The 15,495-nt window shown below is 36.1% G+C and carries 17 protein-coding genes; 6 read left to right on the forward strand and 11 right to left on the reverse strand.

The window, feature by feature from the left end:
- Positions 1–290: 290 nt before the first annotated feature.
- A complete protein-coding gene (locus tag FH036_RS15290) occupies positions 291–1,532 on the reverse strand; it encodes an amidohydrolase family protein (RefSeq protein WP_139895956.1) in 1,242 nt (413 codons plus the stop codon).
- A 180-nt stretch (positions 1,533–1,712) separates the two neighbouring features.
- Here FH036_RS15290 and FH036_RS15295 point away from each other — a divergent pair, with 180 nt between their 5' ends.
- Positions 1,713–1,898, forward strand: coding sequence for a PspC domain-containing protein (locus tag FH036_RS15295; protein WP_000038792.1), 186 nt, complete (start codon positions 1,713–1,715; stop codon positions 1,896–1,898).
- 65 nt (positions 1,899–1,963) lie between these two features.
- On the opposite strand, the gene FH036_RS15300 is transcribed toward FH036_RS15295, so the two are convergent.
- Positions 1,964–2,536 carry a helix-turn-helix domain-containing protein gene (locus FH036_RS15300; RefSeq protein ID WP_000658051.1) on the reverse strand — a complete coding sequence of 191 codons (573 nt, stop codon included), beginning with the start codon at positions 2,534–2,536 and terminating at the stop codon, positions 1,964–1,966.
- Between the two features lie 100 nt (positions 2,537–2,636).
- Here FH036_RS15300 and FH036_RS15305 point away from each other — a divergent pair, with 100 nt between their 5' ends.
- Together FH036_RS15305 and FH036_RS15310 are read left to right on the forward strand one after the other, a co-directional pair.
- Positions 2,637–3,602, forward strand: coding sequence for a DMT family transporter (locus FH036_RS15305; protein ID WP_139895958.1), 966 nt, complete (start codon positions 2,637–2,639; stop codon positions 3,600–3,602).
- 143 nt (positions 3,603–3,745) lie between these two features.
- On the forward strand, positions 3,746–4,411 hold the full coding sequence (locus FH036_RS15310; protein ID WP_139895960.1) for an aquaporin: 666 nt from the start codon (positions 3,746–3,748) through the stop codon (positions 4,409–4,411).
- A gap of 58 nt (positions 4,412–4,469) precedes the next feature.
- Here the strand turns inward: FH036_RS15310 and FH036_RS15315 are convergent, their stop codons facing one another.
- The 3 genes from FH036_RS15315 to FH036_RS15325 form a co-directional block, all read right to left on the reverse strand.
- Entirely contained in the window at positions 4,470–4,901 is a 432-nt protein-coding gene (locus tag FH036_RS15315; RefSeq protein WP_000512998.1) for an Rrf2 family transcriptional regulator, read from the reverse strand.
- A gap of 118 nt (positions 4,902–5,019) precedes the next feature.
- Positions 5,020–6,240 carry an ABC transporter permease gene (locus FH036_RS15320; RefSeq protein ID WP_001225006.1) on the reverse strand — a complete coding sequence of 407 codons (1,221 nt, stop codon included), beginning with the start codon at positions 6,238–6,240 and terminating at the stop codon, positions 5,020–5,022.
- A 2-nt stretch (positions 6,241–6,242) separates the two neighbouring features.
- Positions 6,243–7,127, reverse strand: a complete 885-nt coding sequence (locus FH036_RS15325) for an ABC transporter ATP-binding protein (protein WP_000058138.1) — start codon at positions 7,125–7,127, stop codon at positions 6,243–6,245.
- Between the two features lie 344 nt (positions 7,128–7,471).
- On the opposite strand from FH036_RS15325, the gene FH036_RS15330 reads away from it, so the two are divergent.
- Entirely contained in the window at positions 7,472–8,299 is an 828-nt protein-coding gene (locus tag FH036_RS15330) for a 5'-nucleotidase, lipoprotein e(P4) family (protein WP_000782823.1), read from the forward strand.
- Positions 8,300–8,325: 26 nt separating this feature from the next.
- Here FH036_RS15330 and motB read toward each other — a convergent pair whose 3' ends face one another.
- Entirely contained in the window at positions 8,326–9,111 is a 786-nt protein-coding gene (gene motB / locus FH036_RS15335) for a flagellar motor protein MotB (protein WP_001256753.1), read from the reverse strand.
- Positions 9,101–9,895 carry a flagellar motor stator protein MotA gene (gene motA, locus FH036_RS15340; protein ID WP_000344867.1) on the reverse strand — a complete coding sequence of 265 codons (795 nt, stop codon included), beginning with the start codon at positions 9,893–9,895 and terminating at the stop codon, positions 9,101–9,103. Before motA ends, motB begins: the two co-directional genes overlap by 11 nt.
- A 265-nt stretch (positions 9,896–10,160) precedes the next feature.
- Between motA and FH036_RS15350 the strand changes: the two genes are divergently transcribed.
- Positions 10,161–10,940 (forward strand): M15 family metallopeptidase, encoded by a 780-nt coding sequence (locus FH036_RS15350; protein ID WP_000720207.1) that lies wholly within the window; start codon positions 10,161–10,163, stop codon positions 10,938–10,940.
- A gap of 36 nt (positions 10,941–10,976) precedes the next feature.
- Here the strand turns inward: FH036_RS15350 and FH036_RS15355 are convergent, their stop codons facing one another.
- The 4 genes from FH036_RS15355 to sdhC form a co-directional block, all read right to left on the reverse strand.
- Positions 10,977–11,423, reverse strand: coding sequence for an acyl-CoA thioesterase (locus FH036_RS15355; protein ID WP_000822738.1), 447 nt, complete (start codon positions 11,421–11,423; stop codon positions 10,977–10,979).
- Between the two features lie 92 nt (positions 11,424–11,515).
- The gene (sdhB, locus tag FH036_RS15360) at positions 11,516–12,277 is read right to left on the reverse strand and encodes a succinate dehydrogenase iron-sulfur subunit (RefSeq protein WP_001291826.1); all 762 of its coding nucleotides are present in this window, start codon (positions 12,275–12,277) and stop codon (positions 11,516–11,518) included.
- A complete protein-coding gene (gene sdhA, locus FH036_RS15365; protein ID WP_000676735.1) occupies positions 12,270–14,063 on the reverse strand; it encodes a succinate dehydrogenase flavoprotein subunit in 1,794 nt (597 codons plus the stop codon). Before sdhA ends, sdhB begins: the two co-directional genes overlap by 8 nt.
- Before the next feature lie 13 nt (positions 14,064–14,076).
- Positions 14,077–14,703, reverse strand: a complete 627-nt coding sequence (gene sdhC / locus FH036_RS15370; RefSeq protein WP_000678352.1) for a succinate dehydrogenase cytochrome B558 — start codon at positions 14,701–14,703, stop codon at positions 14,077–14,079.
- Between the two features lie 300 nt (positions 14,704–15,003).
- Here sdhC and FH036_RS15375 point away from each other — a divergent pair, with 300 nt between their 5' ends.
- A complete protein-coding gene (locus FH036_RS15375; RefSeq protein ID WP_000042220.1) occupies positions 15,004–15,453 on the forward strand; it encodes a YslB family protein in 450 nt (149 codons plus the stop codon).
- Positions 15,454–15,495 lie beyond the last annotated feature (42 nt).

Raw genomic sequence — 15,495 nt, forward strand, 5'->3', positions numbered from 1 at the left:
TTGTCTTGCAATCTATCCCCCCCTTATCTACACTATATCGTAAGACAAAAAGAAACAAACATTCGCCTCAAAAATTATTATGAGCGAAACAAAAGAGTTCAGCCTACCTTCTTGCCGAAAAGGATAAAAATATCAACCATTGCAAAGTTCCCATAATATGATTTTGATTATGTTGATTGTCCAAATTTTTCATCCTTCCTAGTAACCTATAAGAAATATATTTCAAACATAAAAAAGAAGAGTTCTATACTCACAATTAGAACCCTCCTCAAAACATTTAAACGATTCTTTTACACAAGATTATTTAATTTAACCTCACTTAAACTTCCAACAACAATATTCCCTTTATGCACGACTAAACGCTTCTCTGTTTGACGCGCTACCGCTTCAGCAGTACATGTTGCATTCGTCAAAACAAAACTCGCTTCATCTCCTACATTCGGCCATGCTCGCTTCCCATCATCGTTTAACGTTTCTTTTCCTCCCGTAATAAAGCGAAGTGCTTTTCCTAAAGACCTTTCATCACTCCATCCGAAACGTTCCGCTAACCGATTTGCCTTTTGCAGCATATCACCTGTTCCAAACGGTGACCAATGATCAGTAATACTATCATTTCCTAACGAAACTTTCACACCTTTTTTATCTAATAACGGAATTGGAATTACTTGTTTCCCAATTGGCACCGTTGAAGTAATATCAATGTTTAAAGCAGCTAGTCTTTCTGCCACTTCTTCAGCTTCTTTATCCGTAACACCACCAAGTCCAAGCGCATGACTAATCGTTACGCGCCCTTGCCATCCCGCTTCCTCTGTTAAACTTGCCAATCTTTTCATCGTAAACGTTCCAAGATTGTTCGCATCATGCAGATGAATATCAACATCCGCATTAAATTCTACCGCGATATCCATAATGGTATGTAATGATTTTTCAATATCATTATCCACTGTAGCTGGATCCACTCCACCGACTAGTTGCGCACCCATACGCATCGCATCTTTCACAAGTTGCACAGAATTACTGCGCAATAATCCATGTTGCGGAAAAGCAACAATTCTACCAGAAACCTGTTTTTTATATGTTTCCAACGCCGCTAACGTCGCCTCCAAATTACCAAGTCCAATAATCGGATCAACATTACAATGCGTTCTTATATTCGTCGCACCGTTTCGAAGCAATAACGCTAGCATATTTTCCGCTCTATCTTGAGCTGTTGCTAGTTGCTTTGGCAAAATCTTTTCTTCTTCTTTCAAACGTGTAAAGATACTTTCTGCTGGCATACAAGCTTTCCACTGGCCACTATAATAGGTTTTATCAATATGAATATGCATCTCTTCAAAAGCCGGTAAAATTAATAAGCGATTGGCATCAAGAATGAGTACTCCTTCCTCTTGAACAGCCCCAGCTATAATTTTTTTTATTCGACCATCCTCAATAAGTAAACTACATAATTCTGTTTCTGTTCGGGAAATTATCCCCTCTTCATATGTATATCCCGATTCAAGCATTACATTAGTCAACCAATATACTGCCATCTCTATTTCCCCACCCTTTATTAAAAGTTACCTCTTACCATAATTTTAATATCAACTGAAAATTAAGACAATTAATATGACTGTTCCTAAAAAAAATGTCATACAACCTCATAGTCTTCTCATAAATTTCCATATAGAATAGAAGTATATAGTTTGCTATAAAAAGGAGTTGATCGTAATATGTCAAAAAAATTATATAAATCCGAAACTGATAAAATGTTATTTGGTGTATGTGGTGGTTTAGGAGAATATTTTGATATTAGCTCTACTCTTATTCGCATACTTTGGGTTATTGCTATTTTATGTTTTGGGACTGGTTTTTTAGTTTATTTCATTTGTTTATTACTTATGCCGCGTTCGTACTAGTGACATTATGCATATACTTAATGGAAATATAGAAAATCACCTATAGCATTCTATAGGTGATTTTTTCACGAAGAATATTTCATCGTTAAATGTAATACTGCCACTTCATCTTCTTCATTCTTATAACTATGTTTCTTATTCGCTTCAAATTGAATAGAGTCAAACTCATTTAATTCGTATACATCGCTTTCTACTTGAATCGATACTTTCCCTTTCATTACCGTTACAAGCTCAATAGCACCTTCATGATGAGCTTCTGGTTCATATATACTATTCGACCTTAAACAAGCACGGTGCATTTCCATACCCGTTTCTTTCGTATAACGGAACATTGTTTCTAAATGCCATGCTTGTCCTACGTCTACTGCAAATCCTTCTCCGCAGCGCGCAACCGCTACAGGTTCTCCAACAACCATCAATCTCGATAAAGGAATGGATAACCCTTTCGTTATTTTCCAAATGACAGCTAACGTCGGATTCGTTTCGCCTCTTTCAATCTTTCCTAATGTTAATTTACTAACTCCTGTTTTTTGGGCTAATTCTTCTAAACTTAATTTTTGCTCATTTCGAATTTGTCTTAATAACTGACCTACTTGCTGAATGACTTCTTTCGTTTGCATATCTTCATGTTCTTTCATCTATAAAACCACCTTAAAATATAAAATAGTTTACTTTTATAACGTTAAAGTATATTATACTATACATATTGTTCAAATTTCGAAAGGAGTGCTATACTTCATGCGCGCAATTTTATTAGGCCTTTTATCATCAGCCTTTTTTTCCGCAACCTTTATTATTAATCGAGCGATGAATATATCTGGAACGAGCTGGGCTTGGACAGCTTCCTTCCGTTTTTTATTTGCTCTCCCTATTTTATTCCTTATCGTTTTATTTCGCAAAAACTTAAGGGGGTTATGGGAAGAATTAAAGAAACATCCATTGGCTTGGATCGGGTGGGGGTCTGTTGCTGGTATTGGTTTCTATTCTTTATTAAGTTTTGCAGCTGTCTTTTCTCCCGCTTGGCTCGTTGCTGGAACTTGGCAAGTTACTATATTAGCAGGCTTACTACTCTCGCCATTATTTTTCGTTAAAATAGAAACAAAATCAGGTACGAAACTTGTACGCGGAAAAATTCCACTTCGTAGTTTATATGTCGCATTATTTATTTTACTTGGTGTAATTTGTATGCAAGCAACTGCTGCAGGTCACATTACAATAACTCAGTTCATTTCAGGTTTTTTACCTGTCGTGTTAGCTGCTTTCTTATATCCGTTCGGTAATCGAAAAATGATGGAACTTGTCGGCGGGCGTCTTGATACATTCCAACGTGTATTAGGCATGGCAATAGGCAGTCTTCCTATAACCATTTTACTTGGTATATACGGATTTTCTACTACGGGTATTCCAACATCAAGCCAAATGCTGCAAGGATTTTTGTTAGCATTATGTTCTGGCGTTATAGCGACAATGACATTTTTCTTTGCTACTGACTTAGCAAAAGATAATCTCGCTCTGCTTGGAGCTGTTGAAGCAACACAAGCTGGAACGATGGTCTTTACCGTGCTTGGCGAAATTGTTTTCTTGAATGGTTCATTTCCCGGCGGGCTTTCCCTACTTGGAATGATTATTATTATGTTAGGAATGGTTGCAAATAGCATTTTAAACCGTTCTGTTCCAGTCGTTAAACAGAAAAAAACAGCATAAAAAAGAGTATGGTTCTATAACAAAGAACCATACTCTTTTTTTATTGTCCCCCTATTTCGCCTTATCAGAATAGTATTTCATTGGCTGTTTATACTAAAACCTATGTTATAATACGTTTCATGCGCAATAATAGGAGGTAAATTATGTTAAAAAAAGCAATCGCTGAATTTATTGGTACATTTGTACTAGTATTATTCGGAACTGGAGTAGCTGTCATTGGCGGCGGAATTGAAGGAATTGGGACATTAGGAATCGCTATGGCTTTCGGTCTATCTATTGTGGCTATGGCATATAGTATCGGAACAATTTCTGGATGTCACATTAACCCAGCAGTATCAGTAGCTATGTTCATCAATAAAAGAATGAACGCTATGGAACTTTGTTATTATGTATTAGCTCAAATTTTAGGTGGTTTATTAGGAACTGCAACATTGGTAACAATTTTACAATCCGCTAAAACACCTTTAGATAATTTAGGACAAAATGGTTTTGGAACTCTTGGTTTATCTGGAGCATTTCTAGTTGAATTTATTTTAACTTTCGTATTCATTTTAGTAATCGTTGCTGTAACAGGTAAAAAAGGAAGTTCTTCTCTAGCAGGATTAGTAATTGGTTTCACATTAGTTTTAGTCCACTTATTAGGTATTCCGTTAACTGGGACTTCTGTTAACCCAGCTCGTAGTATCGCACCAGCTTTATTCGTTGGCGGAGAAGCACTTTCTCAACTATGGGTATTCATCGTTGCACCAATTGTTGGCGGTATCGTAGCAGCTATCGTAGGCAAATTCATTTTAAATACTGAAAAATAGAATTTTCAATATTTCTAAATAAAAAAAGCGAGCCCTCATTATGAGGATGCTCGCTTTTTTACTCTTTCATTTTAGACTTTAAATTTGTAACTAATTGATCTACTGTTACATTTGCAAGTACATTTTCCATCGCTTCTTGCGCTTGCATTAAAATAATTTCTAATACTGATTGAATATTAGCTCCTACTGGACATTCAATGTTGGGATTTTCATGGAAGGAAAATAGCTGTCCTTCTTCTACAACTTCCACTGCTTTATATACATCAAGTAATGTAATTTCTTCTAAATCACGAGCAAGTGTCGTACCACCTTTACCAGCTTGTACATCAACAAGTCCTGCTCTCTTCAACATTCCTGTAATGCGACGAATCACAACTGGATTTGTATTCACACTACCGGCAATCCATTCAGAGGTACAGCGAGAGTTTCGATCTATCGCAAGTAATGTCAGCATATGAACACCTACTGTAAAACGACTACTAATTCCCATCTGCACACCCTCCTTTTTATTCATTCTATTAAAAGACGACTCTTATTATTATATACTATTTTTAATTTATACATAAAGAAAAAGCATGATTTCAATAGGAAATCATGCTTTTCTCTCATTATTGACGCTTTATAAATTTCGCTAAGTCTTTAAATTTCACTTTGTCTGAGTAATTCATTACGCCGTTTACGTAAATGCGGCTTGCAAGCATATTGACGATAGCAATAGTCACCAATAAAATTACTAACGTTACAATAATCTCTACAGTACCAGCTTCTCCAGCTACAAGTCTTGAAAATGTAACCATAGGTGTAAAGAATGGAATGTATGAACTAACTATAGCTAATGTACTATTCGGATCAAATAATGATTTAATACTAATGAAAAATGCTGCTATTCCTAACATTGTAATTGGGAATGAAAGAGACTGTACATCTTCAATTTTTGATACAACAGCACCAACTGCTGCATATAACATTGCATATAGTAAATAGCCCGCAACAAAGTATACAACGAACATACTAATTACTACCGCGTCCAATTTAGAAAAATCTAGTGTGAGTCCCATTAAAGATGCGTTATCTAAATCTACCCATCCTAATAAATACGGTACAATAAAGCCAAAGGAAGCAGTAATAAGTAATAGTAACGCACTAGAAACAATTGCTAAAATTTTAGCATGTAGCATTGTTAATGGTTTTACTTTCGGCAGCATTAACTCCATAACACGAGATGACTTTTCAGATGCTATCGTCGTCCCAATTGCAGTTCCAAACACAATAATAAACATATATAAAGCAAACGAGAAAACATAACCAATTCCAAAGGAAGATGCATGATCTTTTACTGCTTCTTGTTTTAACGGAATTTCCATCTGTAACTGTTTTGCTACTTCGGCAGATACATTATTTTTTTCAATCATTACCGCTGTATACTGCTCCTTTAAATAACTTGCCATAAGTGTAGCCGTTGATTGACTCGGAAAACCACTATACATATACGTCACTTCTGGAATACCATTCTTTTCTGTAATACGGAATAAACCGTCTAACTCCCCATCTTCCACTTGCTTACGTAGCTCATTAAATTTATCCTTGTTCTCTACAGTTACTTTAACAGACGGAAGTAACTTTTTCACATCACTTTCTTGCACCTTATAAGTATCGCTTTCCGTTACTACCGCAATTTTATCTTTTCCTTTATCGTTATCAGCAGTGAAATGATTAAATGCAAAAAGCCCAAACACAACTAAAAATAAAATCGCACTCGTAATTAATGACTTTTTAGATAAAAACGCTTCTCTAAAATAAAATGAAAATACGTGAGAAAATTTACGCATCGTTATTTCGCCCTCTCTACAAAGATTTCGTTTAACGTCGGCTCTAACATTTTAAATTGTCGTAAGGTAATACCTTGTTCTTGCAACTGTTGTAAAATCTTTAAAGCCTCTGCATCATCTTGTACTCGCACATAAAGAAGGCCTTGTTGCTTTTCATACGGTACATGAATAGCTGATAATCCTTTCTCATTCTCTTCTGTATCTTCAATCGTTAAATTACGGAAACCGTATTCTTTTTTAATATCACTTAACTGGCCTTTTACAACCGCTTCTCCTTTTTTCAAAATACATACATGTTGGCAAAAGGCCTCTACTTGTTCCATACGATGACTAGATAAAATAATTGTCTTTCCGCTCTGTACTTGTTCTTCAATAATGCTAGCTAACATTCCAGCATTCACTGGATCCAGTCCGCTAAATGGCTCATCTAAAATGAGAAGTTCTGGATTATGAAGAAGAGCAGCAATTAATTGAATTTTTTGCTGGTTCCCTTTTGAAAGCTCTCCTGCTGTTTTAAATTTATATTCTGGTATTGCTAATCGATCTAACCAGTGATCAATAGCAAGATCTACTTCTTTTTTCGTCATTCCTTCTAATCTACCAAAATATCGCAACTGGTCTATTACTCTACTTTTAGTATATAAACCTCTTTCTTCTGGTAAGTATCCTATCGTTACCCCACTAGTCCCAAATGGTTTTCCATCCCATGTAATAGAGCCTTCATTAGGCGTTAATAGTCCGAGAAGCATTTTGATTGTCGTTGTTTTTCCTGCACCGTTTCGTCCAAGTAATCCTAACACTTCACCTTTTGGTAATGAAATTTGCAAGCTGTTAACAGCTTTTGATTCCCCAAATTGTTTCGTTAAGTTTTGAATTTGTAAACTCAAAGTATAAAGCCTCCCCTTTAGTATCATTCATACTCTCTTTCAAAGACTATGTTTATTCAGGATAAAATATAGCACTACACTCCATCCTCTTATTATGTAGCATCTCTCTAATCCATCATTTGTTTCATTTAGTTAAAATTGTAAATAAAATCACGTGATTTGTCAATTATAATTGTCATTCCGACAATTATAATTGACAAAATAATTCCCATCATTTTTTCTCATTTTTATAATATAGGACATACTACTATATATATAAAAGACAATATGCAAATGTTCATACAAAAAATATTATTTTTCGATATATAATATTAACTGGTTTTCTAACATCAAGGAGGGTACATATGAAGATGAAGAGGAGCATTACCACTTTATTATCTGTAGCGGTTCTATCTACATCGCTTGTAGCATGTTCAGGAACACAAGAGAAAACAGTGGCGAAAGAAGAGAAAGTAAAATTAACAGACCAGCAATTAATGGCTGATTTATGGTATCAAACAGCCGGTGAAACGAAAGCACTGTACTACCAAGGATACAATATCGGTCAATTGAAACTTGATGCAGCTCTTGCAAAAGGAACCGAGAAAAAACCCGCTATCGTACTTGATTTAGATGAAACTGTTTTAGATAACAGTCCTCATCAAGCAATGAGCGTAAAAACAGGAAAAGGCTATCCGTATAAATGGGATGATTGGATTAATAAGGCTGAAGCTGAGGCCCTTCCAGGTGCAATTGATTTCTTAAAATATACAGAGTCTAAAGGTGTAGATATTTACTACATCTCAAATCGTAAAACAAACCAACTAGATGCAACAATTAAAAATCTTGAGCGTGTAGGCGCTCCTCAAGCAACGAAAGAACATATATTACTACAAGACCCGAAAGAAAAAGGAAAAGAAAAACGACGTGAACTCGTTTCTCAAACACATGATATCGTCTTATTCTTCGGTGATAACTTATCTGACTTCACTGGTTTTGATGGAAAGTCTGTAAAAGATCGCAATCAAGCAGTAGCAGATTCAAAAGCACAATTTGGTGAGAAATTTATTATTTTCCCTAATCCGATGTATGGTGATTGGGAAGGCGCTTTATATGATTATGATTTCAAAAAATCAGATGCAGAAAAAAATAAAATCCGCCATGACAACTTAAAATCATTTGATGCAAAATAAAAGAGGATGGCATGTGCCCTCCTCTTTTATTGCATATTTCTCGTTAAAGGTAAAATAAACACTTCTACACGTCTATTTTTCGCTTTTCCTTCTTGCGTATCATTTGGAGCAATTGACCGGTATTCTCCGTAACCAACTGCACTAAATTTTCCTGGTTGTAATTCTTTATTTTGCAGTAATACTTGCATAAAATTAACTGCCCGCTGCGTACTTAATTCCCAGTTCGATGCAAATTGCGCATTTGCAATAGGAACATTATCTGTATGTCCAGATACTGTGATTTCACGAGGTGATGCTGAAACAAGTAAATTAGACATTTCTTTCGCAATACTTAACGATTCTAATTTTACGTCCGCTTTCCCAGAATCAAATAGTACATTTTCTAATATCGTTACCTTCAATCCCTTTTCTGTTAAATCAGTTTTAAAAGAAGAAGATAATCGATTTTCCTCAATATACTTATCAATACCTTTTTGTACCGCTTTTAATTCGTTCATTTCTTGTTGCTTTACTTCAGCTTCAGCATTCTTTTTAATCTTCTCAGACTCTAAACTACTTGCTGATAATTCCTTTTCATCATTTGGCTTCTGATCACTTAAAAATTCTTTGTTACCTGTTCCACCAGCTAATTCACTTCGAAAAGCAACAGCCATCTGTTTAAACTTAGCAGCATCTATACTGCTCATTGCGAATAAAACGATGAACAATGCAAACAACAACGTTAACATATCAGAATAAGGGATTAGCCAAGTTTCATCGATATGTTCTTCGTGTTTTTTCTTTTTACTTCTTCTATTTTTTTTACTCCGCATTTTTTTCTGCCCCTTTTTCAAGCTTTTTGCGCTCAGTTGCAGAAAGTGCACCTAAAATGCGGTTCTTCATAATAAACGGATATGTACCTTCTTGTAACATTAATAGACAATCAATAATTAAACGTTTTTTCTCTAATTCAGCTGCAGATTTTTGCTTTAATTTATTTGCAAATGGATGCCATAGTATATAACCTGAGAAAATACCAAAAATCGTTGCAATAAATGCACCCGAAATAGCGTGACCTAACTTTTCAATATCAGTTAAATTACCAAGTGCAGCTACAAGACCAATAACAGCACCTAAAACCCCTAATGTTGGTGCATATGTACCAGCTTGAGAAAAAATTGCTGCCCCCTTTGCATGCCTTTCTTCAATTGCTTCTAATTCAGCTTCTAAAATCTGTTCTAAATCTTCTGCAGATACGCCATCAATCACAAACTTCATACCACGCAAAAGAAATTCATCTTGAATTTTGTCTAATTGCTGCTCTAAAGACAAAATACCGTATTTTCTACTTTCAGATGTCCAATGAACAAACAATTCTAGCAACTGTTCATAACTTAAATCTTTTTTATTAGAACCAAAAAGAACTTTAAATAATTTTGGAATCTTTTTTAATTGATCCATCGGAAATGCGATACATACTGCAGCAAATGTACCAACAAAAATAATTAATGCTGCGGCAGGATTAACTAAGGCCATTACGTCAGCGCCCTTGACGACCATCCCTACAACTACCGCCACTACTCCTAAAATGATTCCAATAAGTGTTGCAAAATCCATTCCCATTCACTCCTAGTCTATACAAGAAGTTCTTTATTCTCGATAATCGCTACATCTTCTTATGTATATATATTACATAAAAAATGAATTTCATGAAAGACAAGAAATGAATTATATAAAAAAATACTACAATTTCACACATTTTCTGACATTTTCTTTGCATTTCTATTACGTTACGACTCTTATATTTCTTTTTCATTAAACTAGACTTATAATAAGAAACGATACACATTTTATTAAGAAAGGACTGTGATTACAAGGCATCATGAAAAAGATAATTATTATTTCTGCCACTACTATTGTAATCGGTATCACTTCTTTCGCTTACTTTAGTTCTAAATCACCACTACAAAATAATGCGAAAGCTGTCGAAAGTCAACAGCATAGTAACCACCAAAAAGAAGAGATTCCTGCTTTTCCAAAAGCTGATGATAATGCAAAGAAGCTAGACAATGATTTTTCCGTTGTAACAAATCCAGAGTCTAATCTTGTATTAGTTAATAAACATCGAAAACTACCAGACGGATACACACCTGAAGACTTAACGAGACCAAACGTACCATTTACTAGTCCAAAAGATAAAGAAAAAACATTGCTGCGCAAAGATGCTGCAGATGCGCTTGAAAGTATGTTTGAAGCGGCAAAGAAAGAAGGACTTGAACTTACAGCTGTATCTGGTTATCGTTCATACAAACGCCAAAAATCATTACATGATACATACGTTAGACGCCAAGGAAAAGCTGAGGCGGATTCAGTAAGTGCCATTCCCGGTACGAGTGAACATCAAACTGGTTTAGCAATGGATATTAGTTCAAAATCTGCTAAATTCCAATTAGAGCCTATTTTTGGAGAGACAAACGAAGGTAAATGGGTTGCAAAACATGCTCATGAATTTGGCTTTGTCATTCGTTATTTAGAAGATAAAACAGAAACAACAGAATACTCATATGAACCGTGGCATTTGCGCTACGTTGGAAATCCATACGCTACATACATATATAAACATCATTTAACATTAGAAGAGGCGCTGGAAGACAAAAAATAAGAGAGCAATTTGCTCTCTTATTTTTCTTTCATTCTATCATTGTATTAATTTTTCCTTCCACTCTTCAGGCCACGGTTCGCCTCTTCCCGTTTTTTTCGACGCTTGGACCATCATTCCACGACCAACTAAACAAACCTCTCCTTCTGCATTCTTCACCATATAATGCAAATCTAATGAAGAATTTCCAACTGATCCCGCTTTTACATACACCTTCAACTGTTCATCAAAATATATTTGTTTAATAAAATTACATTGTAAATCCGCAACAACAATCATCGTTTCTGAAGATTCATGCGTCCATTCTTGCATAAATCCAAGTTCTTTAAACAATGCGATACGCGCTTCTTCAAAATAGGTGAAGGCAACGACATTATTTACATGTCCAAACATATCTACTTCACCAAAACGAACCTTTACAGGATTGTAAAACGAAAAACCACTTTCCCATTGCTCAAAGTCTTCAATATAAGAAATCCTCTTCATTGTTCCCTCTCCTTTTCACTTTGAAATAAACAGAATAAACAGAAAAATATAGTTATAAATATTGCCCCTTCGAAATGAAGAGGCAATATTTTTTAATAGTTATTGTCGCTACCAAAGAAATCTTTGAACGATTGAATTGTTGTATCACGGTTTAACGCCGCAATTGAAGTTGTTAATGGAATACCCTTTGGACATGATTGCACACAGTTTTGAGAGTTACCACAGTTTGCAAGTCCTCCATCACCCATAATTGCACGTAAGCGATCTGCTTTATGCATTTCACCCGTTGGATGTGAGTTAAATAAACGAGCTTGTGATAACGGTGCTGGTCCAATAAAGTCCGATTTACTATTTACGTTTGGACATGATTCTAAGCAAACACCACATGTCATACATTTTGAAAGCTCATAAGCCCATTGACGTTTCTTCTCTGGCATTCTTGGTCCTGGTCCTAAGTCATACGTACCATCAATTGGAATCCAAGCTTTAACACGTTTTAGAGCATTAAACATGCGACTACGGTCAACTTGTAAGTCACGAACAACCGGGAATGTCTTCATCGGTTTTAAGCGAATTGGTTGTTCTAATTGATCGATAAGCGCTGTACATGATTGACGTGGTTTTCCATTAATCACCATCGAACATGCACCACATACTTCCTCTAAACAGTTCATATCCCATGCAATCGGAGTTGTTTTGTTTCCTTTTGAATCAACAGGATTACGACGAATTTCCATAAGCGCCGAAATAATATTCATATTCGGACGATACGGAATTTCAAACTCTTGGTCAAACGCTTGCGCATCTGGTCCGTCTTGTCTCGTAATGATGAGGCGGATTGTTTTCTCAGACATGTTGTTTATCCCCCTTCTCTTCACTCTTAGCAGCTACATCGTGTTTTGAAGAATAATCACGTTTACGTGGTTTAATTAATGAAATATCCACGTCTTCGTAATGGAATGCCGGTGCATTTCCTTCTCCTTCAAATTTCGCCATCGTAGTTTTTAAGAAGTTTGCATCATCACGATTTGGGAATTCAGGTTTGTAATGCGCCCCACGACTCTCATTACGGTTATATGCGCCAATTGTAATAACACGTGCTAATTCAAACATATTTGCAAGTTGGCGTGTAAATGAAGCACCTTGGTTGCTCCATCTCGCTGTATCGTTAATGTTAATACGTTTGTAGCGAGCCATTAACTCTTCAATTTTTGCATCTGTTTCTAATAATTTTTTATTTTCACGAACTACTGTAACGTTATCTGTCATCCATTCTCCAAGCTCTTTATGAAGAACATACGCATTTTCGTTACCATCGAGCGTTAAAATATTGTTAAATTTCTCTGTTTCGATTAATTCATTTTGTTCATACACAGTAGATGAAACAGCATCTGATGATTTAGAAAGACCTTTCATATATTCAATTGCATTTGGTCCTGCTACCATACCACCGTAAATTGCTGATAATAGTGAGTTCGCGCCAAGACGGTTACCACCGTGCATAGAATAATCACACTCACCTGCTGCAAATAAACCTGGAATGCTTGTCATCTGCTTATAATCAACCCATAGCCCGCCCATTGAATAGTGAACAGCTGGGAAGATTTTCATTGGTAGTTTACGAGGATCGTCACCTGTAAATTTCTCATAGATTTCAATAATTCCACCAAGTTTAATATCTAGTTCTTTCGGATCTTTATGAGAAAGATCTAAGTACACCATGTTTTCACCGTTAATACCTAGTTTTTGCTCTACGCAAACATCAAAGATTTCACGCGTTGCGATATCACGAGGTACAAGGTTTCCGTAAGCCGGATATTTTTCTTCTAAGAAGTACCATGGTTTACCATCTTTATATGTCCAAACACGTCCACCTTCACCACGTGCAGATTCACTCATCAGACGTAATTTATCGTCTCCAGGAATTGCCGTTGGGTGAATTTGAATGAACTCACCGTTTGCATAATATGCGCCTTGTTGATATACAGCAGAAGCTGCTGTACCTGTATTAATAATAGAGTTAGTTGATTTTCCGAAAATGATACCAGGGCCCCCTGTTGCCATAATCACGGCATCAGCTCGGAAACTTCTAATCTCCATAGTTTGTAAGTCTTGTGCAACGATTCCTCGGCACACACCTTCATCATCAATAACAGCTCGTAAGAAATCCCAACCTTCATATTTCGTTACAAGTCCTGCTACTTCGTGACGACGTACTTGCTCATCTAATGCGTATAGTAATTGCTGTCCAGTTGTTGCACCAGCAAATGCTGTACGGTGATGTTGAGTTCCACCAAAACGACGGAAATCAAGAAGTCCTTCTTCCGTACGGTTGAACATAACACCCATACGGTCCATTAAATGAATGATACCAGGTGCTGCTTCACACATTGCTTTAACTGGTGGTTGGTTCGCTAAGAAGTCCCCACCATAAATTGTATCGTCAAAGTGGATCCATGGAGAATCCCCTTCACCTTTCGTATTTACGGCACCGTTAATTCCACCTTGGGCACATACAGAATGCGAACGTTTTACTGGTACTAAAGAGAACAGTTCAACATTTACTCCTGCTTCCGCCGCTTTAATCGTTGCCATTAAGCCAGCCAAGCCACCGCCGACTACTATAAGTTTCCCTTTCATGCTCTCCCACTCCTTACTGGTTTGCTAGCTGTGGATCGATGAACGCTAATAATGCACTCACACCTACATAAGATAGACCTAAGAAAATAGCTAATGTTACATAAGTAGAGATTCTTTGTGAACGTGGAGATACTGTAATTCCCCAGCTGATGCAGAATGTCCATAGTCCATTTGCAAAGTGGAAAATTGTTGAAACAACACCAACTAAGTAGAATGCAAACATAGCTGGATTGTTTAAAATATCTGCCATCATGTCATAGTTTACCTCTTTACCTAACGCTGCTTGAATACGAGTTTCCCAGACGTGCCAAGAAATGAAAATCAGTGTAACGATACCTGAAATTCTTTGGAAGACGAACATCCAGTTACGGAAATAACCGTAAGAAACCGCATTGTTCTTAGCTGTAAATGCAATATATAAGCCATATATAGCATGGTACAGTATTGGTAAAAAGATAATGAAAATTTCTAGCGCATACCGGAATGGAAGGAGCTCCATAAAGCCTGCAGCTTTGTTAAAAGCCTCTGCTCCTCGTGTTGCAAAGTTGTTTACAATTAAATGTTGCGTCAAAAAGACACCAACCGGGATGACCCCCATTAATGAGTGCCACTTACGAAACGTATACTCGCGGCCTTTCATGTCCCCATTACCCCCCTTGAATGATTGACTGCTGTTTTCAGATTAGTTTATGGCAATAATGTTTTTTCACTATTGGCATAAGAAAAACTGAAAAAATTATTCGAAATATTTCAGCATAATTTGATACCAAGTTCATTTTACTCCTATTTTTGTCGAAGCGTCAAGAAAACGTATACATAATTTGCATATAATTTGCCAATTCTTTTTTTCTTCTTATATATTCAGATTTTCCCAAAGAAAAATCTGTTTTTATAAATGAGAAATGTTATATAATAATCCCTATAGAAAGAGGGGAATATTGTGAGTAAAAATACAATCGATACAACATCTTTAGAAGATGTTTCATTGAACGCCTTCGCTTACGAATTGCTACGTGAAGAATTACTACCTGATTTAATCGGTAACGATCTAGATGGTATTTTATACTGGTCCGGTAGAAACCTTGCAAGAAAATATCCACTAGACACAATTGAAGAAGTCATTCAGTTCTTTGAAAAAGCTGGCTGGGGCACTTTAAGCATTATTGAACATAAGCGTCGTGAAATGCAGTTCCAACTTAAAGGCACACTCATCGCTGAACGTCAAAAACAAAAAAGACATTCTTCTTATCAATTAGAAGCTGGCTTCATCGCTGAACAAATTCAAAAGCAACGAAACGTCGTTGCAGAGTCCTACGAAGAAAAGAAAAAACGTTCAGACTCTATTACATTTCTTGTAAAATGGGATATAAAAGATCTCATTGAAGTGTAGCATTACCCACAGTCAACTAGACATATCAGTTTAGTTGACTTT

The organism is Bacillus sp. CD3-5, from assembly GCF_006349665.1.
Lineage (GTDB): Bacteria > Bacillota > Bacilli > Bacillales > Bacillaceae_G > Bacillus_A > Bacillus_A paranthracis.

Excerpts from the sequence above, each read along its gene's own strand:
- FH036_RS15290 (WP_139895956.1), bottom strand. The coding sequence starts at position 1,532 with ATGGCAGTATATTGGTTGACTAATGTAATGCTTGAATCGGGATATACA.
- FH036_RS15295 (WP_000038792.1), top strand. The coding sequence starts at position 1,713 with ATGTCAAAAAAATTATATAAATCCGAAACTGATAAAATGTTATTTGGT.
- FH036_RS15300 (WP_000658051.1), bottom strand. The coding sequence starts at position 2,536 with ATGAAAGAACATGAAGATATGCAAACGAAAGAAGTCATTCAGCAAGTA.
- FH036_RS15305 (WP_139895958.1), top strand. The coding sequence starts at position 2,637 with ATGCGCGCAATTTTATTAGGCCTTTTATCATCAGCCTTTTTTTCCGCA.
- FH036_RS15310 (WP_139895960.1), top strand. The coding sequence starts at position 3,746 with ATGTTAAAAAAAGCAATCGCTGAATTTATTGGTACATTTGTACTAGTA.
- FH036_RS15315 (WP_000512998.1), bottom strand. The coding sequence starts at position 4,901 with ATGGGAATTAGTAGTCGTTTTACAGTAGGTGTTCATATGCTGACATTA.
- FH036_RS15320 (WP_001225006.1), bottom strand. The coding sequence starts at position 6,240 with ATGCGTAAATTTTCTCACGTATTTTCATTTTATTTTAGAGAAGCGTTT.
- FH036_RS15330 (WP_000782823.1), top strand. The coding sequence starts at position 7,472 with ATGAAGATGAAGAGGAGCATTACCACTTTATTATCTGTAGCGGTTCTA.
- motB (WP_001256753.1), bottom strand. The coding sequence starts at position 9,111 with ATGCGGAGTAAAAAAAATAGAAGAAGTAAAAAGAAAAAACACGAAGAA.
- motA (WP_000344867.1), bottom strand. The coding sequence starts at position 9,895 with ATGGATTTTGCAACACTTATTGGAATCATTTTAGGAGTAGTGGCGGTA.
- FH036_RS15350 (WP_000720207.1), top strand. The coding sequence starts at position 10,161 with ATGAAAAAGATAATTATTATTTCTGCCACTACTATTGTAATCGGTATC.
- FH036_RS15355 (WP_000822738.1), bottom strand. The coding sequence starts at position 11,423 with ATGAAGAGGATTTCTTATATTGAAGACTTTGAGCAATGGGAAAGTGGT.
- sdhB (WP_001291826.1), bottom strand. The coding sequence starts at position 12,277 with ATGTCTGAGAAAACAATCCGCCTCATCATTACGAGACAAGACGGACCA.
- sdhA (WP_000676735.1), bottom strand. The coding sequence starts at position 14,063 with ATGAAAGGGAAACTTATAGTAGTCGGCGGTGGCTTGGCTGGCTTAATG.
- sdhC (WP_000678352.1), bottom strand. The coding sequence starts at position 14,703 with ATGAAAGGCCGCGAGTATACGTTTCGTAAGTGGCACTCATTAATGGGG.